This window comes from Massilia sp. IC2-278 (assembly GCF_020708045.1).
Taxonomy (GTDB): Bacteria; Pseudomonadota; Gammaproteobacteria; order Burkholderiales; family Burkholderiaceae_D; genus Telluria.
In genome coordinates, this window is the sequence record NZ_JAJFES010000001.1 from 1,017,061 (window position 1) to 1,037,941 (window position 20,881).

General features: G+C 65.8%; 19 protein-coding genes. 9 read left to right on the forward strand and 10 right to left on the reverse strand.

Translation table 11 applies throughout. The features are described from left to right. Positions 1-76 precede the first annotated feature (76 nt). The 7 genes from LK540_RS04440 to LK540_RS04470 all read right to left on the reverse strand — a co-directional run bounded on the left by LK540_RS04440 (position 77) and on the right by LK540_RS04470 (position 6,046). Entirely contained in the window at positions 77-778 is a 702-nt protein-coding gene (locus LK540_RS04440) for an ABC transporter ATP-binding protein (RefSeq protein ID WP_229435815.1), read from the reverse strand. Further along, a complete protein-coding gene (locus LK540_RS04445; protein WP_229435816.1) occupies positions 771-1,523 on the reverse strand; it encodes an ABC transporter ATP-binding protein in 753 nt (250 codons plus the stop codon). The genes LK540_RS04440 and LK540_RS04445 overlap by 8 nt, the downstream gene beginning before the upstream one ends. Then, positions 1,520-2,572, reverse strand: coding sequence for a branched-chain amino acid ABC transporter permease (locus tag LK540_RS04450; protein ID WP_229435817.1), 1,053 nt, complete (start codon positions 2,570-2,572; stop codon positions 1,520-1,522). The genes LK540_RS04445 and LK540_RS04450 overlap by 4 nt, the downstream gene beginning before the upstream one ends. Next, positions 2,569-3,435: a branched-chain amino acid ABC transporter permease gene (locus LK540_RS04455; protein WP_229435818.1), complete on the reverse strand. Its 867-nt coding sequence runs from the start codon at positions 3,433-3,435 to the stop codon at positions 2,569-2,571. Before LK540_RS04455 ends, LK540_RS04450 begins: the two co-directional genes overlap by 4 nt. An 84-nt stretch (positions 3,436-3,519) precedes the next feature. Beyond that, a complete protein-coding gene (gene pcaF, locus LK540_RS04460) occupies positions 3,520-4,722 on the reverse strand; it encodes a 3-oxoadipyl-CoA thiolase (protein WP_229435819.1) in 1,203 nt (400 codons plus the stop codon). After that, positions 4,719-5,384: a CoA transferase subunit B gene (locus LK540_RS04465; protein ID WP_229435820.1), complete on the reverse strand. Its 666-nt coding sequence runs from the start codon at positions 5,382-5,384 to the stop codon at positions 4,719-4,721. Before LK540_RS04465 ends, pcaF begins: the two co-directional genes overlap by 4 nt. After that, positions 5,381-6,046, reverse strand: coding sequence for a 3-oxoacid CoA-transferase subunit A (locus LK540_RS04470; RefSeq protein WP_229435821.1), 666 nt, complete (start codon positions 6,044-6,046; stop codon positions 5,381-5,383). The genes LK540_RS04465 and LK540_RS04470 overlap by 4 nt, the downstream gene beginning before the upstream one ends. Before the next feature lie 168 nt (positions 6,047-6,214). On the opposite strand from LK540_RS04470, the gene LK540_RS04475 reads away from it, so the two are divergent. Beyond that, complete coding sequence (locus LK540_RS04475) at positions 6,215-7,069, forward strand: IclR family transcriptional regulator C-terminal domain-containing protein (protein WP_229435822.1); 855 nt, start codon at positions 6,215-6,217, stop codon at positions 7,067-7,069. A gap of 357 nt (positions 7,070-7,426) precedes the next feature. Here LK540_RS04475 and LK540_RS04480 read toward each other — a convergent pair whose 3' ends face one another. After that, positions 7,427-8,524, reverse strand: a complete 1,098-nt coding sequence (locus LK540_RS04480; RefSeq protein WP_229435823.1) for a porin — start codon at positions 8,522-8,524, stop codon at positions 7,427-7,429. Positions 8,525-8,735: 211 nt separating this feature from the next. On the opposite strand from LK540_RS04480, the gene LK540_RS04485 reads away from it, so the two are divergent. After that, positions 8,736-9,917: an ABC transporter substrate-binding protein gene (locus LK540_RS04485; protein WP_229435824.1), complete on the forward strand. Its 1,182-nt coding sequence runs from the start codon at positions 8,736-8,738 to the stop codon at positions 9,915-9,917. Between the two features lie 102 nt (positions 9,918-10,019). Here the strand turns inward: LK540_RS04485 and LK540_RS04490 are convergent, their stop codons facing one another. After that, entirely contained in the window at positions 10,020-11,117 is a 1,098-nt protein-coding gene (locus LK540_RS04490; protein ID WP_229435825.1) for a DUF1176 domain-containing protein, read from the reverse strand. Between the two features lie 241 nt (positions 11,118-11,358). On the opposite strand from LK540_RS04490, the gene LK540_RS04495 reads away from it, so the two are divergent. The 3 genes from LK540_RS04495 to LK540_RS04505 all read left to right on the forward strand — a co-directional run bounded on the left by LK540_RS04495 (position 11,359) and on the right by LK540_RS04505 (position 14,817). Next, positions 11,359-12,360, forward strand: coding sequence for an aldo/keto reductase (locus LK540_RS04495; RefSeq protein ID WP_229435826.1), 1,002 nt, complete (start codon positions 11,359-11,361; stop codon positions 12,358-12,360). A 143-nt stretch (positions 12,361-12,503) separates the two neighbouring features. Next, positions 12,504-14,183 (forward strand): AMP-binding protein, encoded by a 1,680-nt coding sequence (locus LK540_RS04500; protein ID WP_229435827.1) that lies wholly within the window; start codon positions 12,504-12,506, stop codon positions 14,181-14,183. A 10-nt stretch (positions 14,184-14,193) separates the two neighbouring features. Further along, positions 14,194-14,817, forward strand: a complete 624-nt coding sequence (locus tag LK540_RS04505) for a 2-hydroxychromene-2-carboxylate isomerase (RefSeq protein WP_229435828.1) — start codon at positions 14,194-14,196, stop codon at positions 14,815-14,817. Positions 14,818-14,830: 13 nt separating this feature from the next. Here the strand turns inward: LK540_RS04505 and LK540_RS04510 are convergent, their stop codons facing one another. Beyond that, the gene (locus LK540_RS04510; RefSeq protein WP_229435829.1) at positions 14,831-15,298 is read right to left on the reverse strand and encodes a MarR family winged helix-turn-helix transcriptional regulator; all 468 of its coding nucleotides are present in this window, start codon (positions 15,296-15,298) and stop codon (positions 14,831-14,833) included. A gap of 91 nt (positions 15,299-15,389) precedes the next feature. Between LK540_RS04510 and LK540_RS04515 the strand changes: the two genes are divergently transcribed. The 4 genes from LK540_RS04515 (at position 15,390) to LK540_RS04530 (ending at position 20,858) form a co-directional block, all read left to right on the forward strand. Next, positions 15,390-16,223 (forward strand): p-hydroxycinnamoyl CoA hydratase/lyase, encoded by an 834-nt coding sequence (locus LK540_RS04515; protein WP_229435830.1) that lies wholly within the window; start codon positions 15,390-15,392, stop codon positions 16,221-16,223. A gap of 95 nt (positions 16,224-16,318) precedes the next feature. Beyond that, on the forward strand, positions 16,319-17,764 hold the full coding sequence (locus tag LK540_RS04520; RefSeq protein WP_229435831.1) for an aldehyde dehydrogenase: 1,446 nt from the start codon (positions 16,319-16,321) through the stop codon (positions 17,762-17,764). A 12-nt stretch (positions 17,765-17,776) separates the two neighbouring features. Further along, positions 17,777-19,654, forward strand: a complete 1,878-nt coding sequence (locus LK540_RS04525) for a feruloyl-CoA synthase (protein WP_229435832.1) — start codon at positions 17,777-17,779, stop codon at positions 19,652-19,654. A gap of 37 nt (positions 19,655-19,691) precedes the next feature. Next, entirely contained in the window at positions 19,692-20,858 is a 1,167-nt protein-coding gene (locus tag LK540_RS04530; RefSeq protein ID WP_229435833.1) for an ABC transporter substrate-binding protein, read from the forward strand. The last annotated feature ends 23 nt before the right edge of the window (positions 20,859-20,881 follow it).

Below are 20,881 nucleotides of genomic sequence, written 5' to 3' on the forward strand. Positions count from 1 at the left end.
CTCCTCGTTTTTATAAGTTCGCCCGTCGGGGCGTCTGGAAAACCGCAGGGTGGACGGCGAACCCGTCCACCCTGCGTCAAGCAACTGCTACCAGCCGGTCCAGCTTCTCGCCATCGGCCAGCAAGCTAGCCGAATCCGAGTCATGCACGATCCGCCCACGATCCAGCACGATCGCACGCGAGGTCAGCGACAAGGCCAGCCGCGCATGCTGCTCGACCACGATCACCGACATGCCCTCGTCCGCCACCAGCCGCCGGATCACGCGCACCAGTTCCTGCACGATGATTGGGGCCAGGCCTTCCATCGGCTCGTCCAGCAACAGGATGCGCGGGTTCGTCATCAATGCCCGGGCGATGGCCAACATTTGTTGCTCGCCACCAGACAATTGATTGCCCATGTTCGCGCGACGTTCGTGCAAGCGTGGGAAGATCTCGTAGATCTTGGCCAGGTTCCACGGCCCCGGGCGTTCCACCACGGTCAAGTGTTCCTCGACCGTCAGCGAGGGGAACATGTGGCGCTCCTGCGGCACCCAGCCCAGCCCCGAGCGCGAGCGTTGATAGGTCGGCACGCGCGCGATGTCGCCGCCGGCCCAGCGGATCGCGCCCTTGCGCAGCTTGGTCAATCCCATCAGCGTCACGAGCAGACTGGTCTTGCCGACGCCGTTGCGGCCCAAGAGGGCCAGGCTGTCGCCCTCGTTCATCGCGAACGACACGTCTTCCAGCACGATCGACTCGCCATAGCCGGCGGTCACGCGGTCCAGCGCAAGCAATTCAGGCATGTTCGGCCTCCCCCAGATACACTTCCTTCACGCGCGGATCGGCCGCGATTTCCTCGGGCGTCCCTTCGGTCAGCACCTTGCCGCCCACCAGCACGGTGATGCGGTCGGCGAAGCGGAACACCAAGCCCATGTCGTGCTCGATGAAGAGCACCGTCACGTCGCGCGGCAGGCCGGCAATCACCTCAAATAGTTCCTTGCTCTCGGCCGATGGAATGCCGGCCGCCGGTTCGTCCAGCAGCAGGATCGTCGGCCTGGTGGCCAGCGCCAGGGCGATCTCCACCAGGCGCTGCTTGCCGTAGGCCATGCTGCGCGTGATGCTGTTCGCTTCCTTCGTCAGCTTGAGCGTGGCCAGCAAGGCCATCGCTTCCTCGACCACGTCGGCGTGGTTCGCCACCGTCTCCCACCACACCTTTTGCAGGCCGCGCCGCTCGCAGATCGCCAGCATCACCGATTCCAGCACGGTCATGCCGGCGAACAGGGTATTGATCTGGAAGGTGCGGGTCATGCCACGTTTTACGCGCTCGTGCTGGGCCAGGCGGGTGATGTCCTCGTCGCCCAGGAACACCTTGCCGCTCGATGGCGGAAAGCCGCCGGTAAGCAGGTTGATGAAGGTGGTCTTGCCGGCGCCGTTCGGGCCGATCAGCGCATGGCGCGCGCCGGGTTCGAAGGTCAGCGAAATATCCGTGTTGGCCTTGAAGCCGCCCCACTGCTTGCAGAGCGCTTCGGTGCGCAGGGTCATGGTCATGCTGCCTCCGAACGTTTGAAACGGGCGACGATCTTCTCCAGGCCGCCCAGGATGCCGCCGCGTGCGAACAGCACGATCAGCACCAGCAGCAGGCCGATGTAGAACTGCCAGTAGGTCGGATCGAAGCCCGAGATCTTGTCCTGCGCGACCATGAACACGGCCGCGCCGACGAGCGCGCCGTACAGGCGCCCGGTCCCGCCCAGCACCAGCATGATCAGCAGTTCCGCCGAACGCGGGAAGCCGAGTACGTCCAGGCCCACGAACTGCGTGGTCTGGGCCAGCAGCGCGCCGGCAATGCCCGCCACCGCCGCACCGAGCGTGAAGATGGCGACCAGGCGGCGGTCGACGTTCGCGCCGATGGCCGGCATGCGCCGCCCGCCTTCGCGGATGCCGCGCAGCGACAGGCCGAAGGGCGAACTCACCACGCGCCGCATGACGACGAACAGGATGAACAGCACGGCGAAGCTGTACCAGAAGGCCGTCTTGCCGAAGAGGTCGAACTCGAAGGCCCCGAACAGCGGCTCCATCACCATGCCCGACAGCCCGTCGACGCCGCCGGTGATGAAGGCCGCTTTATTCGCCGCCTCGAACAGCATCAGGCCGATGCCGAGCGTGACCATCAGGCGCGCCAGGTCCTGGCCGCGAATCACCAGGAAGCTGACGATGAAGCCGGCCACCGCCGCCACGACCGCCGCCGCCAGCAGCCCGGAAATCGGCCCGCCCCAGCCATGCACCGACAGCAGGCCGGCGGTGTAGGCGCCCAGCCCGAAGAAGGCGGCGTGGCCCAGCGAGACGATGCCGGCATAGCCCAGGATCAGGTCGAGCGACATCGCGAACAGGCCGATGATCATGATCTGGCTGATCAGGACCAGGTAGTCCGGGAAGAAGAAGTAGGAGGCGACCGGCAGCAGCCAGAACACGATTTCCAGCGCCTTCCAGCGGTCGTTCGGCAGGCGCAGCGCGCTGTGGTTCACAGGCTGGGAATCGGCCGCTGCCGGCGTATCGGTGGCAGCCTTGGCCTTGAGAGCCGTCGTCGAATAGGCGTTCATGCTTTCCTCCGTACCAGGCCAAACGGGAACAGGATGAGCAGCACCACCATCAGCGTGTAGATGACGAAGGCGCCCACTTCCGGCACATAGTATTTACCGGCGACGTCGAACACCCCGAGGATCACCGCCGCGATCAGCGGCCCCTTGATGGAACCGGCGCCGCCCACGGCCACGACCAGCAGGAAGTAGACCATGTACTTGACGGGGAAGCTCGGGTCCAGGCCCAGCACGTCGATGCCGAGGCCGCCGCCCAGGCCGGCCAGGCCCGAGCCCAGCGCAAAGGTCAGCGAGAACACGCGGCTGACGTTGATGCCCAGGCCTTCGGCCGCCGTCTGGTTGTCGACCGAGGCGCGGATCTGGGCGCCGAAGCGGGTGCGCTCGATCAGCAGGTACAGGCCGAAGGTAATCAGGATCACCACGGCGATCAGGAACAGGCGGTAGGCGCCGAGGTCGAGGCCGAGCACGTGCACCTGGCCGCGCAGCCAGTCCGGCAGGTGCACCGGCTGCTGGGTGGGGCCGAACAGGAAGGTGGCGCCGGCCACCGCCATGAAGGTCAGGCCGATCGAGAACAGCACCTGGTCGAGGTGGGTGGCTTTATACAGCTGGCGGTACAGGGTGCGTTCCAGCACCAGGCCGACTACGGCCGCCGCGACGAAGGCCAGCGGCAGCGTGGCCAGGAAAGGCAGGCCTAGCTTGCTGAGCAAGGTGACGCAGACATAGCCGCCGACCATGGCGAAGGCGCCGTGGGCCAGGTTAATGAAGTTCATCATGCCCATCGTGACCGACAGGCCGACGCTGATCAGGAACAGCAGCGCGCCGTAGGCAACGCCGTCGAATAGCACGCCGATGAAATTGCCGATCATGGCAGCCTCCCGCGTGAAGATGCTTTGTAGTTCATGTTTGTCTCCTGCTTCTCTTCTGCTTCTTTTCTTGTGGTTGCGGGTGGATCAGACGCGCTCGATGACCATGGCGATGCCCTGCCCCACGCCGATGCACATCGTGCACAGCGCGTAGCGCCCGCCGGTACGGTGCAGCTGGTACATCGCCGTGGTCACCAGGCGCGCGCCGCTCATGCCCAGCGGGTGGCCCAGGGCGATGCCGCCGCCGTAAGGGTTCACTCTTGGATCATCGTCGGCAACGCCGAGTTCGCGCAACACGGCCAAGGCTTGCGATGCGAAGGCTTCATTGAGCTCGATGATGTCCATCTGGTCGATGGTCATATTCAGCTGGGCCAGCAGCTTCTTCGACGCCGGCGCCGGGCCGATGCCCATCACGCGTGGCGGCACGCCGGCCGTGGCCATGCCGACGATGCGGGCACGCGGCGTCAGGCCATGTTTGGCCGCCGCTTCGCCGCTGGCGATCAGCACGGCGCAGGCGCCGTCGTTCACACCCGATGCGTTACCCGCGGTAACCGTTCCTTCCGGATGCACCACGCCCTTCAGCCTGGCCAGCGCCTCGAGGCTGGTCTCGCGCGGATGCTCGTCGTGCTCGAACTTGATGTGGTCGCCTTTTTTCTGCGGAATCAGGACCGGCACGATCTCGTCCGCGAACAGGCCTTCCTTCTGCGCGCGCGCCACCTTCTGCTGGCTGGCCAGGGCAAAGCGGTCCTGGTCTTCACGCGACACCTGGTAGTCGACCGCCACGTTCTCGGCCGTTTCCGGCATCGAATCGGTGCCGTACAGGTGCTTCATCTGCTTGTTCGGGAAGCGCCAGCCAATGGTGGTGTCGTAGATCGTGGCCAGGCGCGAGAAGGCGGAATCCGCCTTGCCCATGACGAAAGGCGCGCGCGTCATCGATTCGACGCCGCCGGCGATCATTAATTGCGTCTCGCCGGCCTTGATGGCGCGCGCGGCGATGCCGATGGCGTCCATGCCCGAGCCGCACAGGCGGTTGACGGTGGTGCCCGGAACGTCTGGCGGCAGGCCGGCCAGCAGCGAGGCCATGTGGGCGACGTTGCGGTTGTCTTCGCCGGCCTGGTTGGCGCAGCCGTAGATCACGTCGTCGACCTGCGTCCAGTCGACGGAAGGATTGCGCGACATGAGTTCGCGCAGCGGGATGGCGCCGAGGTCGTCGGCCCGCACGTCCTTCAGTGCGCCGCCGTAGCGGCCGATCGGGGTGCGGATGGCGTCACAAATGAAAGCGTCGGTCATGCTGGGTCTCCTGATTCAGGCGGCAGCAAAGGCGCCGCGGTAACAGCCTGCAGTTCGTAAAGGCTCAGGCCCGGCGCCATTTCGCGCACGCGCAGGCCATGCGGGGTGACGTCGAGGACGGCCAGGTCGGTATAGATGCGGTTCACGCAGGCCACGCCGGTAAGCGGATAAGTGCATTGCCGGACCACCTTGCTCTCGCCGGTCTTGGTCTGGTGGTCCATCATCACGAATACCTGCTTGGCGCCGATGGCGAGGTCCATCGCGCCGCCCACGGCCGGAATCGCATCCGGCGCGCCGGTGTGCCAGTTGGCCAGGTCGCCCTTTTCCGAGACCTGGAAGGCGCCCAGCACGCAGATGTCGAGGTGGCCGCCGCGCATCATGGCAAACGAATCGCCATGGTGGAAATAGGCGCCGCCGGTGAGGATGGTGACCGGCTGCTTGCCGGCGTTGATCAGGTCTTCGTCTTCCTCGCCTTCAAGCGGAGCCGGGCCCATGCCGAGCAGGCCGTTCTCGCTGTGCAGGAAGACTTCGCGGTCCGCCGGCAGGTAGTTGGCCACCTTGGTCGGCAGGCCGATGCCGAGGTTCACGTAGGCGCCTTCGTGGATGTCCTGGGCCACGCGCGCGGCGATCTGGTCGCGGGTGAAACGCGTTTCGATGGTCATGCTGCCTCCTTCACGACGCGCTGGACGAAGATGCCCGGGGTGACGATGACTTCCGGATCGAGTTCGCCCAGCGGCACGATTTCCGCTACCTGGGCAATGGTGATCTTGGCGGCCATCGCCATGATCGGGCCGAAGTTGCGTGCGGTCTTGCGGTACACGAGGTTGCCCCAGCGGTCGCCGCGGTGCGCTTTAATTAATGCGAAGTCGGCGTGAATCGGCGCTTCCAGCACGTAGTGGCGGCCGTCGATCAGGCGCGTTTCCTTGCCCTCGGCCAGCAGCGTGCCGTAGCCGGTGGGCGTGAAGAAGCCGCCGATGCCGGCCCCGGCGGCGCGGATGCGTTCGGCCAGGTTGCCCTGCGGGGTGAGTTCGAGTTCGATTTCGCCGGCGCGGTACAGGGCGTCGAAGTGGTAGGAATCGGTCTGGCGCGGGAAGGAGCAGATAATCTTGCGTACCCGTTTGGCGGCCAGCAGTGCGGCCAGGCCCGTGTCGCCGTTGCCGGCATTGTTGTTGACGATCGTGAGATCACGCGCGCCCTGCGCGATGAGGGCGTCGATCAGCTGCGCCGGCATGCCCGCATTGCCGAAGCCGCCGATCATGACGGTCGCCCCGTCGTGCACGTCGGCGACGGCACGCTCCAGCGATTGGTAGGTTTTGTCGATCATGTCTCCGCCTTGGGGCCAGAACCATCCGGCCCACTTGAAATGATGTTGCCGTTGTTCGATAATCGAACTATTGTTTGATTACCGCCCAACGCAGTGTAGTAGTAGCGTGGCCGAAAGGTCAAGAAAAAAGACCAATCGAAGCGCACCCCACTGCATTACAATCCCGCCATGACAAATATTGCGATCACCAACAACGAGGCCGACAGCCCGGAGACACTCGACGCCGGCGAGGAGCGCGAACTCAGCATCGCCGAGCAGATCGACGCCCTGACCGATCCCAGTTTCATGACCTCGCTGGCGCGCGGCCTGGCCGTGGTGCAGGCCTTCAGCGACTCGCGCAAGCCCCAGACCATCGCCCAGATCAGCCAGAAGACCGGCATCCCGCGCGCCGCCGTGCGCCGCTGCCTGTACACGCTGCAGCAGCTCGGCTACGTCGACGCCGAGCACAACAACTTCTCGCTGCGGCCCAAGGTGCTGACCCTCGGCTACTCCTACCTGTCGTCGACGCCGCTCACCGTGTCGAGCCAGCCCTACCTGAACAACATCAGCCGCGAGCTGGGCGAATCGAGTTCGCTCGCCGTGCTCGACGACGGCGAAGTCCTGTACGTGGCGCGCGCCGCCACCACGCGCGTGATGTCGGTGGCCCTGAACACCGGCAGCCGCCTGCCTGCCTACTGCACCTCGCTGGGCCGAGTGATGCTGGCCCACCTGGCGCCGGACGAGCTGAACGCCTACTTCGCCAGGACCCGCCTGAAGGCGATGACCGACAAGACCGTCACCACGCAGAAGCGCCTGCGCGAGATCCTGGCCGGCGTGCGGCAAAGCGGCTATGCGATCAACGACGAGGAACTGGAACTGGGCCTGCGCTCGATCTCGGTGCCGGTGCGCGGCGCCTCCGGCCAGGTGGTCGCGGCGCTGAACGTGGGGGCGCAGGCGGCCCGCGTCAGCGTGGAGCGGATGCAGGGGGAGTTCCTGCCGGTGCTGCTGCGCGGGGCGCAGGAGCTGTCGGTGCTGCTGCCCTAATGGTAGTCGGACGTTCGTAGGGTGGGCTCTCGAGCCCACGCGGTACTGCGCATGCATCTCGAAATGCGTCTGCAGTTCGTAGGGTGGACTCCCGAGTCCACGCGGTACTGCGCGTGCATCTCGACATGCATGCATAGGCAGGCCCGCATGCAGTACTGCGCGTGCATCTCGACATGCATGCATAGGCAGGCCTGCATGCAGGATCCGGTCATGTCACGCTTAGCGATGTGCACAGGTACGACAGCGTGGACTCGGGAGTCCACCCTACGAACTACGAACGACAACACCATCGCGGTGCCATCAGAAGTACCGTAGGGTGGGTTCTCGAACCCACCAGCCAGCACCGTAGCCTGTAAATCAGAAGTGGTGCCGCAGCCCCAGCATCACTCCATTCTGCGTCTTGCCCGCACCCACCGTGCCGCCCGCATCCAGCGCCACTGCCGAAGCGCCATCGTTGTCCATGCGGCCGACTGCCGTGTACAGCACGGTGCGCTTCGACAGCGCGTAGCTCAGGCGCGCCACCAGCATGGTGACGTCGTCGTCGGAGTTCTTCGTGTTGCGCGCCGCCGCCTGGACGTCGATCACGAAATTGTTGACCGGGTGGCTCACGCCCAGGTACCACAGCAGCGACTCGGTCTGGCCGGTGGCCGCATTGGTTTCGCGGTCGATGGCACCGCCGCCGATCTTGGTCGGGCCGATCATCAGGTAGCCGTTGACGGTGGTGCGGATGTCGGTGTTGTTCGCGCTGGTCAAGCCGCCGGCTGCGCCGGTGTTGCCGTTCAGGCGGTCGTAGGAGGCGTTCAGGCCCCACTGCTTGTTCTCGTAGCCGAGCAGCGCCGTGTACTGGCGGCAGGCCTTCGAATTGCCCGCCACTTCGCCGGCGCAGTTGGTGGCGGCCGGTCCGCCGGCGGCGGAGGCATCGCGCCCGAAGCTGTAGGTGGCACCCACCACGACGCCATTGAAGTTGCCCATGTAGCCGATGGCGTTGTCGCTGCGCGCGTTCGGCAGGTAGGGGTCGATGCTGCCGATGGCGAACAGGTGCGGGCCGAGGACGTCGGTCTTCAGGCCCGAAATATAGGTCATGTTGTTCTGGCGGCCCAGGGTCAGGATGCCCCAGTCGCCCTTCAGCCCGACCTGCGCGGCGCGGCCGAACATGCGCCCGCCCTGCTGGGACGAGCCGTTGTCCATGGCCAGGCCGCTTTCCAGCACGAAGAACGCCTGCAGTCCACCGCCCAGCTCCTCGGTGCCCTTGAAGCCGATGCGCGAGGGGAAGGAACTGGTCAGCGACGGCACCTTGGTGTTGGAATCGCCGGCGGCGTTGACGTTGGTCAGGTGGGCGACACCGCTGTCGACGATACCGTAAACCTGGACCGAGGTCTGGGCGTGGGCAGAAGTGCTTGCGGCGGCGGCAAGGCCGCACATCAGCGCGGCGGCGCTGGACAGGACGTTCTTCATGTTGTCTCCATGGGTTTATTGGTATGGCGTGTGCGATTACCGAACAAGAGGTTGTTAATCGAACGCTAAAACGATACTATTGTTGTCACGTAACCTTGTCAACAATATGCTTGAGTCATTTTTTGATGAGGTTGCGACATGGCGACGACATCGCCGGCGCGCACATAGACGACAAGCAGACGACAAGCAGACCAACCGACAGGAGATAAGCATGCAATCGAAGACCATCGCGGCGCTCGCCGTAGCCACCGCCTTTGCCACCACGTTTGCCGCACCTGCGGCCTGGGCCCAGGACACCATCAAGGTGGGCGTGATCGCCTCCTTCTCGGGTCCCTTCGCCGACTACGGCAAGCAGATGCAGGGCGGTATCAAGGCCTGGATGGCCCAGCATGGCGACAGCGTCGCCGGCAAGAAGATCCAGATCATCTACAAGGACACCACCGGCCCCTCGCCGGAGATCGCCAAGCGCCTGGCCCAGGAACTGGTGGTGCGCGACAAGGTCGATTTCCTGGCCGGCTTCGGCCTGACGCCGGAAGCGCTGGCCGTGGCCCCGATCGCGCAGCAGGCGAAGAAGCCGATGATCATCATGAACGCCGCCACCTCGATCATCACCACGAAGTCCGACTACATCGCGCGCTTCTCGATGACGCTGCCGCAGATCTCGGCGCCGATGGGCGACTGGGCGCTGAAGAACAAAATCAAGAACGTGGCGACGGTGGTGGCCGACTACGGCCCCGGCATCGACGCCGAAAAGGCCTTCAGCGACCGCCTGGTGAAAAACGGCGGCAAGATCGTCGAGGCGATCCGCGTCCCGCTGCGCAACCCGGAATTCGCGCCCTTCATCCAGCGCATCAAGGACGCCAAGCCAGACGCCGTGTTCGTGTTCGTGCCGGCCGGCGAGCAAAGCATCGCCTTCATGAAGGGCTACCGCGAGCGCGGCCTGGCCGCTGCCGGCATCAAGGTCATCGCCACCGGCGACCTGACCGACGACCACGTGCTGCCGGCGATGGGCGACAACACCCTGGGCGTGATCACCACCTTCCACTACTCGGCCGCGCACAAGTCGCCCGAGAACGACGCCTTTTTGAAGAACTTCGCCGCCACCAACCCGCAGGGCGGCCGTCCGAACTTCATGGCCGTGGCGGCGTATGACGGCATGAACGCGATCTACCAGGTCAGCAATAAACTGGGCGGCAAGATCGACGGCGACAAGGCGATGGCGGTCCTGAAAGGCATGAAGATCGCCAGCCCGCGCGGCCCGATCAGCATCGACCCGGCCACGCGCGATGTGGTGCAGACGGTGTACGTGCGCAAGGTCGAGAAGGTGAACGGCGAACCCTACAACGTCGAGTTCGACCAGTTCCCGAACATGAAGGACCCGGGCAAGCAATAAGCTGGAAATAGCCGGAGAAACAGCCAGGGTCAGGTCTGACATCCGGACACGAGCCCAGCCGTGGTATGGCGGTGCCCGTGTCCAGGGCACCGCGTGCGGGACTCAGGGCTGGGCCTTTCCTCCCGCCTCTCCCGCCTTGCGCACGGTCGCCACCACCACCGGCAGCGACCAGGCGCCGCCCGGCGCCACCATCCGGCAATCGCCCGTATCGCCCTCGCTGGTCTGGACGAAGCGCCTGCCGTCCCAGGTCCAGGCTTCGTACGCCCAGCAGTCGCCCAGGCCGCGTCCCTTGTGCGAGCCGCTGATGGTGCCGCCCTCGTACTCTGAGCCGGCGGTCGTGACCAGCTGCGGCGCATACGGAGGATTCGCGTTGACGACCCAGTAGGCATAGCCCTCGTTGTAGGCTCCGCGCCAGCAGAGCATGGAGGCCAGCAGCTTGCCGCCCGTCAGGCGGCTTACGCTGATGTCGGCGGGTTTGCCCTCGCTATCCGTCGATTCCGTGCACGTTTCGTCGTCCACCTGCAGGGCCTTGCGCAAGGCGGCGATGCGCTCCTTTGGCAGGTTGATCGCTTTGTCGTCGAGCGCCGGGACCACCACCACGGGTTCGGCCAGGGCGGGCAAGACGCTGCTCTCGGGCTTCGCGCCCTTGCGCATCACGGCGCCGGGCGTGCCGATGCGGCCCTGGAACTCGTCCATCTTGAGCAGCACCGCCGCCGCACCCGCGTCGGACAAGCGCCAGGTGCGGGCGCCGTCGGTCCATTCGATCTTGCTGACGCGCGTGAGCGCGGCCAGCAGGGCCTGGGTCTGGGCCGGAGACAGGCCGACGGTCCAGTCCTCTTCCGGCACCATGAGCTTGCCGTAGGCCTTGCCGTTGATCTTCATCGTCGGCGCCAGCGTCTTGGGCAGGGATTTGGCGGTGTCGTCGTCCATGTAGGTGCCGAACTGTACTTCGCCCTGCACGGGAGCGTTCGGTCCGGCCTTGCGGGTCAGGAGCACCGACACCGCCAGCGGTTCGGATTCGCTGTCGTCCTCGCCGCTCCTGCCGATGTAGTAACCGGCGGCACGGCAGGTGCGCGTGTTGTCGCAGGCGATTTCCCAGTCGCCGTGGGAGAACTGGAGCTTGGGCAGGTCGGCGGCGCTGGCGTGAGAGGCGCCGGCCAGGAGGAGCAAGCCGGCGCATGCGGCGATCGTTCTGTTCATAGGTTTCGAGGTGTGCGTGAACCCGGTGCGGCGTGGCGCCGGGTGGTCGGAAGCCAGAGTCTACGTTGCCGTTGTTTTCCAGGCAAGCTTTCGCACTCGGCTTACCGGGCCGGCACGGCGCGCGCGTCCTCGCACCCCGCTCCCGGCCAACCGTGCCAGCCGCCATGCTGGAGCGGTGTAGCATAAGTCAGCGGGGCAGCAAGGCGGCCCCACCGACTATCCGAACACGAAAGGAACAAGGGTGAACCAACGCTATCGACCGATCACGCGCCTGGGCCTGGGTGGCACCGGGCTGGGCGACATGTACCACACCACGAGCGACGAGGCGGCCATGACCACCGTCGACGCCGCATGGGAAGCGGGCATCCGCTATTTCGACACGGCGCCGCACTATGGCGCCGGCCTGTCCGAGCACCGCTTCGGCCAGGCCCTGCGCCGCCGCAAGCGCGAGGAGTTTACGCTCTCGACGAAGGTCGGCCGCCTGCTGGTGCCGCACGGTCCCGGGGAGATTGCGGCGCCTTTCGTCGGCTCGCTGCCCTTCAAGCGCGTGCTCGACTACACGGCGGACGGCGTGCGCCGCGCGGTGGAAGACAGCCTGCAGCGCCTGGCGCTGGGCCACATCGACATCGTCTACGTGCACGATCTCTCGCCCGACGCCCTGCCCCAGGCCGAGTTCGAGCATCACTTCGGCATCGCCGCCGGCAGGAACGGCGCCTTCGAAGGCCTGGTCAAGCTGCGCGAGGAAGGCGTTATTAAAGGCTGGGGCATGGGCGTGAACACGATCGAGCCCTGCATGCGCGCGCTGCAGCAGTCCGACCCGGACATCTTCCTGCTGGCCGGCCGCTACACGCTGATGGAAACCACGCCGCTGCAGGAATTCTTCCCGCTGTGCGAAGCGCGCGGCGCCAGCGTGGTGATCGGCGGGCCGTTCAACTCCGGCTTCCTCGCCGGCGGCGAGCATTACGATTACCAGCCGGCCAAGCCCGAGCAGCACGCGCTGCGCGAGCGCCTGCGCAAGGTGGCCGCCGAGCACGGCGTCGACTTGCCGGCGGCGGCGCTGCAGTTCGGCCTGGCCCATCCGGTAGTGGCCGCGACCATTCCCGGCGCCAGCAGCCCGCAGCACCTGAAGCGCAATGCCGCGTTGATGGATGTCCAGATTCCGGCCGCGTTCTGGGAAGCGCTGCTGGCCGAAGGCCTGCTGCCGCAGGAGGCGCCCATCCCACCGCGCAAGCCGGTGGTGTAAGCTGTAGCATAAGCAAACGGGCCGCCGCGCTTCCATGCGGGCGCGGCGGCCCGATGCCCTGCGCCTGCGGGGCATTGCCGTATGCATCGCACAGACCGATACGACGGCACACCATAGACAACGACAAGGATATGGAGACAACCATGCAGCCCCTGCCCAGCTACGTCCATGGCGCGCACGACGTGCCGCTCATCGGCGACACCATCGGCGACTTCCTCACCAACATCGCGGCGCGCCATGCCGATAACGACGCCCTGGTCGTCCCGCACCAGGATGTGCGCTGGACTTACCGCGAATTTAATGAGCGCGTGACGCGCCTGGCCGCCGGCTTGCTGGCGCTGGGCCTGGAACCCGGCGACCGCGTCGGCATCTGGTCGCAGAACTGCGCCGAATGGGTGCTGGTGCAGTTCGCCACCGCCCGCGCCGGCCTGATCATGGTGAACATCAACCCGGCCTACCGCCGCTCGGAACTCGAATACGTGCTGGGCAAGGTGCAGTGTTCGGCCCTGATCCTGTCGCCCGTCTTCAAGACCAGCGACTACATCGGCATGGTGCAGGACGTGGTGCCTGAAGTGCGGGATGCGGCGCCGTCGCAGCTGCGCTCGGAAAAGCTGCCGCAGCTGCGCCATGTGATCCGCTTGGGCAGCGAGCGCACGCCCGGCATGCTGAGCTTCGGCGACTTGATGGTCGAACCGAGTGCAGATCAACTGGCGCAGCTGGCCAGCCTTGGCGCGGCGCTGCAGTTCGATGACCCGGTGAACATCCAGTTCACCTCGGGCACCACGGGGTCGCCGAAAGGCGCCACGCTCACCCACCACAATATCCTGAACAATGGCTTCTTCATCGGCGAGGCGATGAAGCTGACGCACATCGACCGCCTGTGCATCCCGGTGCCGCTCTACCACTGCTTCGGCATGGTGCTGGGGAACCTGGCCTGCGTGACGCATGGCGCGACGATGGTGTTCCCGGGCGAAGGCTTCGAGCCGAAGTCGGTGCTGGAAACCGTGCAGGCCGAGCGCTGCACCGGCCTGCATGGCGTGCCAACGATGTTCATTGCCCTGCTCGACCATCCGGATTTCGCGCAATACGACCTGTCGACGCTACGCACCGGCATCATGGCCGGCTCGCCCTGCCCGGCCGAGGTGATGAGCCGGGTAATCGAGCGCATGCACCTGTCCGAGATCACGATCGCCTATGGCATGACCGAGACCTCGCCGGTCAGCTTCCAGAGTTCGACCGACGACCCGGTGCATTTGCGCGTATCGACCATCGGCCGCGTGCACCCGCACCTGGAAGTCAAGATCGTCGACGCCGACGGGCGCATCGTGCTGCGCGGCGTGAAGGGCGAGCTGCTGACGCGCGGCTACTCGGTGATGCTCGGCTACTGGGGCGACGAGGAAAAGACCCGCGAGACGATCGACGCGGCGCGCTGGATGCACACGGGCGATTTGGCCGTGATCGACGAGAACGGTTTTGCCACCATCGTCGGCCGCGCCAAGGACATGGTCATTCGCGGCGGCGAGAACATCTACCCGCGCGAGATCGAGGAATTCCTGTACAAGCACCCGAAAGTGCTGGACGTGCAGTGCGTCGGCGTGCCGGATGCGAAGTTCGGCGAGGAGCTGTGCGCCTGCATCATCCTGCGGCCCGGGATGGAAGCCGAGGCCGAGGAGATCCGCGAGTTCTGCAAGGGGCAGATCGCGCACTACAAGATCCCGCGCCATATCCGCTTCGTCACGCAGTTTCCGATGACGGTAACCGGCAAGATCCAGAAGTATCTGCTGCGCGAGCAGGCGGCGACCGATCTCGGGCTGGCCGGCTGAGGGCGCCGACATGGAACGCGCGCTCTGGTACTACGATTTGATTTCGCCCTTCGCTTACCTGCATTTTCATTCCCTGGCGCCGCTGCGCGAGCGGCTGCGGATCGAGCCGGTGCCGGTGCTGTTTGCGGGCATGCTGAAGCACTGGGGCACCAAGGGGCCGGCGGAGACGGCGCCGAAGCGGCTGCATACCTACCAGTATTGCGTGTGGCAGGCCGGTGTGCAGGGGATTCCCTTCCGGATGCCGCCGCGTCATCCTTTCAATCCGCTGGCGGCGCAGCGGCTGATGGTGGCGCTGGAGGCCGGCGATGACGTGATCGGGCAGGCCTTCGGCTTCGTGTTTGGCGAGGGGCGCGATCCGGAGCTGGAGTTCGATGCGCTGGCCGAGCGGCTCGGCGCCGGCGATGCTGCGGAACGGGTCGCCAGGCCGGAAGTGAAGCAGCGGCTGGTCGCGAACACGCAGCAGGCCATCGACCAGGGCGTGTTCGGTGTGCCTACGCTGGTGCTGCGCGGGCAGGTCTTCTGGGGCAATGACACGGTCGAATGGGCGACGCGCTTCCTCGATGAGCCGGATTTGTTCGAGCACCCCGAGTACGCAACCGCACGCGCAACCGGAGCCGGTATCGTCAGAGGCTAGTGTGCATTCGGGGCTACAGCCCCTGCACGCTCAGCGCCCTGACCGCCCCGCGCAGCTGCGCCTGCAGCGTCGCCTTCGCGTCCTCGTCCAGGTCCGCAAACATCAGCCGCTCCAGCTCGGCCACGTGCGCATCGCACTCGGCCAACACCGACTGCCCGGATTCGGTCAGGCTGATCTGGATGATGCGGCCATGCGCCGGGTCCGGCGTGCGCGCAATCCAGCCCTTCACTTCCATCTGCTTGACCATCTCGTTGGCCGACTGCGGCGACGTCATCGTGCGTGCGGCCAGTTGCGCATTCGACAGCGAACCATGCGCGCGGAATACCGACAGCGCCGTGTACTGCGGCACCGAGAGGCCGCAGGGCGCCAGGCTATCGCGCAGGCGCTGTTTCAGGATGTGGTCGAGGCGGCCAACGAGATAAGCCAGGCTGGTCGGTTTCGAGGTCTTCGGGACGGGCGATAATTTTTTTGCAGTGTTCATAAAAAGCTACTTGTAAAGCCGATCAGGCCCGTATAGTATAAGCCACATATCAGGCAGCCTGATAACAAATTTACTACCGAGGAGACATTGTATGTCCAAATACGAAGCACGCTGGCAAACCGTCAAAGTGGATGTAGAGAACGGTATCGGCTGGATCACCCTGAACCGCCCGGAGAAGCGCAACGCGATGAGCCCGACGCTGAACCGCGAGATGATCGACGTGCTCGAAACCCTCGAGCTCGACGACGATGCCCAGGTCATCGTCCTCACCGGCGCTGGCGACGCCTGGACCGCCGGGATGGACTTAAAAGAGTATTTCCGCGAAACCGACGGCAAGCCCGAGATCACCCAGGAACGCATCCGCCGCGACTGCTCGCAGTGGCAATGGAAACTGCTGCGCATGTACAGCAAGTCGACCATCGCCATGGTCAACGGCTGGTGCTTCGGCGGTGCGTTTTCTCCGCTGGTGGCCTGCGACCTGGCGATTGCCGCCGACGACGCCGTGTTCGGCCTGTCCGAAGTGAACTGGGGCATCCCGCCCGGCAACCTGGTAAGCAAGGCCGTGGCCGACACCATGGGCCACCGCAACGCCCTGCACTACATCATGACCGGCGACACCTTCACCGGCAAGGAAGCCGCCGCCATGGGGCTGATCAACAAGAGCGTGCCGAAGGAACAGCTGCGCGAAGCCGTGATCGAGCTGGCGAATAAACTGCTGGAGAAGAACCCGGTGGTGCTGCGTTACGCCAAGATCGGCTTCAAGCGCGCCCGCGAACTGACCTGGGAGCAAGGCGAGGACTACCTGTACGCCAAGACTGACCAGTCGAATTACCGCGACCCGGAAAAAGGCCGCAAGGAAGGCCTGAAGCAGTTCCTGGATGACAAGACCATCAAACCAGGGCTGCAGACCTATAAACGTGGCTAATAAATAAAGTCGCGTATTAAGAACAAAACAATAATAATGGCGGCGGCCCTGCACGGCAGAGGCCGCCTTCTATCCGATAACAGAGGAGACCTCTGATGTTCCAGACCGATCTGCTGATCAACGGCGAGTCGCGCCCCGCCTCCAACGGCGCCAGCTTCGAACGCCACAATCCCGCCACCGGCGACGTCGCCACCCGCGCCCCGGCCGCCACGCTCGACGACGTCGCCGCCGCCATCGCCGCCGCGCAAGCCGCCTTCCCGGCCTGGTCTGCCATGCAGCCGGGCGCCCGCCGCGCCTTGCTCCTGAAAGCCGCCGACAAGATGGAAGCCCTGCGCGGCCAGTTCGTCGAAGCCGCCGTCGAGGAAGCCGGCGGCGCGCCGGTGTGGTACCAGTTCAACGTGACCCTGGCCGCCAACATGCTGCGCGAAGCGGCGTCGATGACGACGCAAATCGCCGGCGAAGTCATCCCGTCCGACGTGCCGGGTTCGCTCGCCATGGGCGTGCGCCAGGCCTGCGGCGTGGTGGTCGGCATCGCGCCCTGGAATGCGCCGGTCATCCTGGGCACGCGCGCGGTCGCCATGCCGCTCGCCTGCGGCAATACCGTGATCCTGAAAGCGTCCGAGTTGTGCCCGGCCCTGCACCGCCTGATCGGCCAGGTGTTCGTCGACGCCGGCTTCCCGCCAGGCGTGGTCAACGTGATCACCAACGCGCCGGACGACGCGCCGGCCATCGTCGAGCGCCTGATCGCCGCACCGGCCGTGCGCCGCGTGAACTTCACCGGCTCGACCAAGGTCGGCCGCATCATCGCGCAGACCGCCGCCAAATACCTGAAGCCGGTGCTGCTGGAACTGGGCGGCAAGAACCCGGTCGTGGTGCTGGACGACGCCGACCTCGACGCCGCCGTGGAAGCGGCCGCCTTCTCCGCCTTCTTCAACCAGGGCCAGATCTGCATGTCGGCAGACCGCATCCTGGTCGATGCCAAGGTGGCCGATGCCTTTGTCGCCAAGCTCGCCGCCAAGACCGCCACCCTGAAGGCGGCCCGCGCCGACGCGCCGCTGGCCGGCATGGTCGACCCGAGCGCAGCCCTGCGCGTGGACGCCATGCTGCAGGACGCGCGCACCCGCGGCGCCACTGTCACGCAATCCGGCGAAGGCGTGGACGGCAACATCATGCAGCCGGCGATCGTCGACAAGGTGACGCCGGAGATGCTGGTCTACCAGGAAGAATCCTTCGGCCCGATCGTCTTGGTGCTGCGTTTCGACAGCGACGAGGAAGCGATCCGCCTGGCCAACGACAGCGAATACGGTTTGTCGTCGGCGGTGTTCAGCCGCGACATCGGCCGCGCCATGGCCGTGGCCCAGCGCATCGAATCGGGCATCTGCCACATCAACGGCCCCACCGTGCACGACGAGGCGCAGATGCCCTTCGGCGGCGTGAAAGGCAGCGGCTACGGGCGCTTCGGCGGCAAGGCGGCGATTGCCGAGTTCACCGACCTGCGCTGGATCACGGTCCAGACCACTCCGCGTCACTTCCCGATCTGAGCGGAGGCCGCCATGACACTATCATCGATTGTGGAAGGCGGCAGCAGCGAGGTGGGTCAAACCACGAAACGGCGGCACGTCGAGCTCGGGCACCCCGAGGTCGCAGCGTACCAGGTGGATGGCACCTGGCACGTGGACGCCGTCACGCCGCTGCAACCCGTGCCGCAGCGCTTTACCGACCGCCTGGTCGACGGTGCGCGCGCGCACCCCGAGCGCACCCTGGTGGCGCGCCGCGGGGCGGATGGCGAATGGATACGCCTATCGTATGCCCAGGTGCTGGACAGCGCACGCCGCATCGGCCAGGCGCTGCTCGACCGCGGTCTATCGGCGGAGCGTCCGCTGGTGATCCTGTCCGGGAACGACCTCGAACACTTCCAGCTGGCGCTGGGCGCCATGTATGCGGGCGTGCCCTATTCTCCGCTATCGCCGGCCTATTCGCTGGTGGCGACCGACCCGGCCAAGCTGCGCGACCTGATCGAGCAGCTGACGCCCGGCGCCATCTATGCTTCCGACGGCGCAGCGTATGCACGCGCCATCGACGCCGTGCTGCCCGATGGCGTGGAACTGATCCTGGCCGATGGCGCGGTAAGCGGGCGCACGGCGACAAGCTTTGCTTCGCTGCTCGCTACCGAGCCGGCCGGCATCGACGCCCGCAACGCGCAAGTCGGCCCGAAGACCATCGCCAAGTTCCTGTTCACCTCGGGCTCGACCAAGAAGCCGAAGGCCGTGATCACCACCCACGGTATGCTCTGCAGTAACCAGCAGATGCTGCTGCAGACCTTCCCCTTCCTGGGCATGGACCCGCCAACCCTGCTCGACTGGCTGCCCTGGAACCATACCTTCGGCGGCAGCCACAACGTCGGCATCGTGCTGTACAACGGCGGCACGCTCTACATCGACGACGGCCGTGCGACCCGCCGCGAGTTCGAGGGCACGCTGCGCAATTTGCGCGAGATCGCGCCGACCGTCTACTTCAACATCCCCGCCGGCTGGGAGATGCTGGCCGAGGCGCTGGAAACCGACGATGAGCTGGCCGCCAACTTCTTCTCGCGCGTGAAGCTGTTCTTCTGCGCCGGCGCCGGGCTGTCGCAGGCCTGCTGGGACCATCTCGACCGCGTCGCCCTGCAGCGCGCCGGCGAAACCATCCGCATCATGACCGGCCTGGGCATGACCGAGACCTCGCCGTCCTGCACCTTCGGCACCGGGCCGATTGTGAAAGCCGGTTACGTCGGCGTGCCGGCGCCGGGCTGCAAGGTCAAGCTGGTGCCGATCGGCGACAAGCTCGAGGCGCGCTTCCACGGCCCGCACGTGACGCCCGGCTACTGGCGCGCGCCGCACCTCACGGCCGAAGCCTTCGACGCGGACGGCTACTACTGTACCGGCGACGCCCTGCGCTTCGTCGACCCCGCGCAGCCGGCGCTGGGATTCATGTTCGACGGCCGCATCGCCGAGGACTTCAAGCTCAGCTCGGGCACCTTCGTCAGCGTCGGCCCGCTGCGGGCGCGCGTGATCAGCCAGGGTGCGCCCTACGTGCAGGACGCGGTGGTCACGGGCATCAACCGCAGCAGCATCGGCCTGATGGTGTTCCCGCGCCTGGACCACTGCTGCGAGCTGGCCGGCTTGCCTGCCGGTTCGCCGGTCGAGGACGTGCTGGCCAGCGAGCCGGTGCGACATCATTTCAAGGCGCTGCTCGACAAGCTGAACGTCGGCGCCAGCGGTTCCTCGATGCGCATCGAGCGCCTGCTGCTGCTGGCCGAGCCGCCGTCGATCGACCACCGCGAGCTGACCGACAAGGGATCGATCAACCAGGCGGCGGTGCTGAACCGGCGCGCGGCACTGGTCGAGGCGCTGTACGACGGGGCGGCGCCACACACGATCGTTGCGGCATAAAGACAAGCATCAATAACTACGACAAACTGGAGACGACATGAAACTGAAGACCCTGGCTTGCATCGGATTGGCATTTTCTTTCGCGGGCGGCAGCGCATATGCCCAGGACGACACCATCAAGATCGGCGTCATCGCCGCCCTGACCGGCCCCTTCGTCAACATCGGCAAGCCGTTCGAGGACGGTATCAAGACCTACATGAAGCAGCATGGCGACACGGTGGCCGGCAAGAAGGTGCAGATCATCTACCGCGACGACGGCGGCAGCAACGTCGAGCTCTCCAAGCGCGCCGCGCAGGAGCTGATAGGGCGCGAGAAGGTGAACTTCCTGATCGGCTTTTCGCTGACGCCGAGCGCGCTGGCAGTGGCGCCGGTGGCGACCCAGGGCAAGACCCCGATGATCGTCATGAACGCGGTCACCACCGGCATCACGGCCAAGTCGCCCTACATGCTGCGCACCTCGATGACGATGCAACAGATGACCGAACCTTTCGGCACCTGGACCGCGAAGAACAAGATCAGCAACGTGTACTCGCTGGTCACCGACTACAGCACCGGCCACGACGCGGAAGCGAAATTCGCCAAGGGCTTGCAGGAAGGCGGCGGCAAGATCGTCGGCTCCTCGCGCGTGCCGCTGGCGAATCCCGACTATTCGCCTTTTGTCCAGCGCGTGAAGGACCAGAAGCCGGACGCGCTGTTCTTCTTCGCCCCCGGCGCGGAAGACGGCGCGGGCCTGCTGAAAGCCTTCTCCGACAAGGGCCTGGACAAGGCCGGCATCAAGTTCCTGGGCGTGGGCGACATGACCAGCGATTCGCCGACCCTGGAAGCGCTGGGCGAGCGCGCGCTGGGCGCCGTCACGGTCCTGAACTATTCGACGGCACTGGACAACGACGCGAATAAAAGCTTCCTCAAGGCGTATGCCGAGGCCAATCCCAACCGTCCGGCGCCGACCTTCGTCACCGTGGCCGCCTACGACACCATGGGCATGATCTACGAGACCGTGCGCCGACTCAATGGCAAGGTCACCGGCGACGCCGCCGTCAAGACCCTGTCGGGCATGAAGTGGAACAGCCCGCGCGGGCCCATCTCCATCGACCCGAAGACCCGCGACATCGTACAGAACATGTACATCCGCGAAGTCAAGAAAGTCAACGGCAAGCTGGTGAACCAGCCGATCGGCACGCTCAAGGACGTGATGCCCGACTAAGGCTCGTGTAGTCCCTTTCCCCG

Bases quoted from the DNA above. Each gene is read 5' to 3' on its own strand.
- LK540_RS04500 (WP_229435827.1), top strand. From the start codon at position 12,504: ATGCAGCCCCTGCCCAGCTACGTCCATGGCGCGCACGACGTGCCGCTC.
- LK540_RS04490 (WP_229435825.1), bottom strand. From the start codon at position 11,117: ATGAACAGAACGATCGCCGCATGCGCCGGCTTGCTCCTCCTGGCCGGC.
- LK540_RS04510 (WP_229435829.1), bottom strand. From the start codon at position 15,298: ATGAACACTGCAAAAAAATTATCGCCCGTCCCGAAGACCTCGAAACCG.
- LK540_RS04475 (WP_229435822.1), top strand. From the start codon at position 6,215: ATGACAAATATTGCGATCACCAACAACGAGGCCGACAGCCCGGAGACA.
- LK540_RS04450 (WP_229435817.1), bottom strand. From the start codon at position 2,572: ATGAACGCCTATTCGACGACGGCTCTCAAGGCCAAGGCTGCCACCGAT.
- LK540_RS04445 (WP_229435816.1), bottom strand. From the start codon at position 1,523: ATGACCATGACCCTGCGCACCGAAGCGCTCTGCAAGCAGTGGGGCGGC.
- LK540_RS04505 (WP_229435828.1), top strand. From the start codon at position 14,194: ATGGAACGCGCGCTCTGGTACTACGATTTGATTTCGCCCTTCGCTTAC.
- LK540_RS04465 (WP_229435820.1), bottom strand. From the start codon at position 5,384: ATGACCATCGAAACGCGTTTCACCCGCGACCAGATCGCCGCGCGCGTG.
- pcaF (WP_229435819.1), bottom strand. From the start codon at position 4,722: ATGACCGACGCTTTCATTTGTGACGCCATCCGCACCCCGATCGGCCGC.
- LK540_RS04440 (WP_229435815.1), bottom strand. From the start codon at position 778: ATGCCTGAATTGCTTGCGCTGGACCGCGTGACCGCCGGCTATGGCGAG.
- LK540_RS04455 (WP_229435818.1), bottom strand. From the start codon at position 3,435: ATGATCGGCAATTTCATCGGCGTGCTATTCGACGGCGTTGCCTACGGC.
- LK540_RS04470 (WP_229435821.1), bottom strand. From the start codon at position 6,046: ATGATCGACAAAACCTACCAATCGCTGGAGCGTGCCGTCGCCGACGTG.
- LK540_RS04480 (WP_229435823.1), bottom strand. From the start codon at position 8,524: ATGAAGAACGTCCTGTCCAGCGCCGCCGCGCTGATGTGCGGCCTTGCC.
- LK540_RS04525 (WP_229435832.1), top strand. From the start codon at position 17,777: ATGACACTATCATCGATTGTGGAAGGCGGCAGCAGCGAGGTGGGTCAA.
- LK540_RS04530 (WP_229435833.1), top strand. From the start codon at position 19,692: ATGAAACTGAAGACCCTGGCTTGCATCGGATTGGCATTTTCTTTCGCG.
- LK540_RS04485 (WP_229435824.1), top strand. From the start codon at position 8,736: ATGCAATCGAAGACCATCGCGGCGCTCGCCGTAGCCACCGCCTTTGCC.
- LK540_RS04520 (WP_229435831.1), top strand. From the start codon at position 16,319: ATGTTCCAGACCGATCTGCTGATCAACGGCGAGTCGCGCCCCGCCTCC.
- LK540_RS04515 (WP_229435830.1), top strand. From the start codon at position 15,390: ATGTCCAAATACGAAGCACGCTGGCAAACCGTCAAAGTGGATGTAGAG.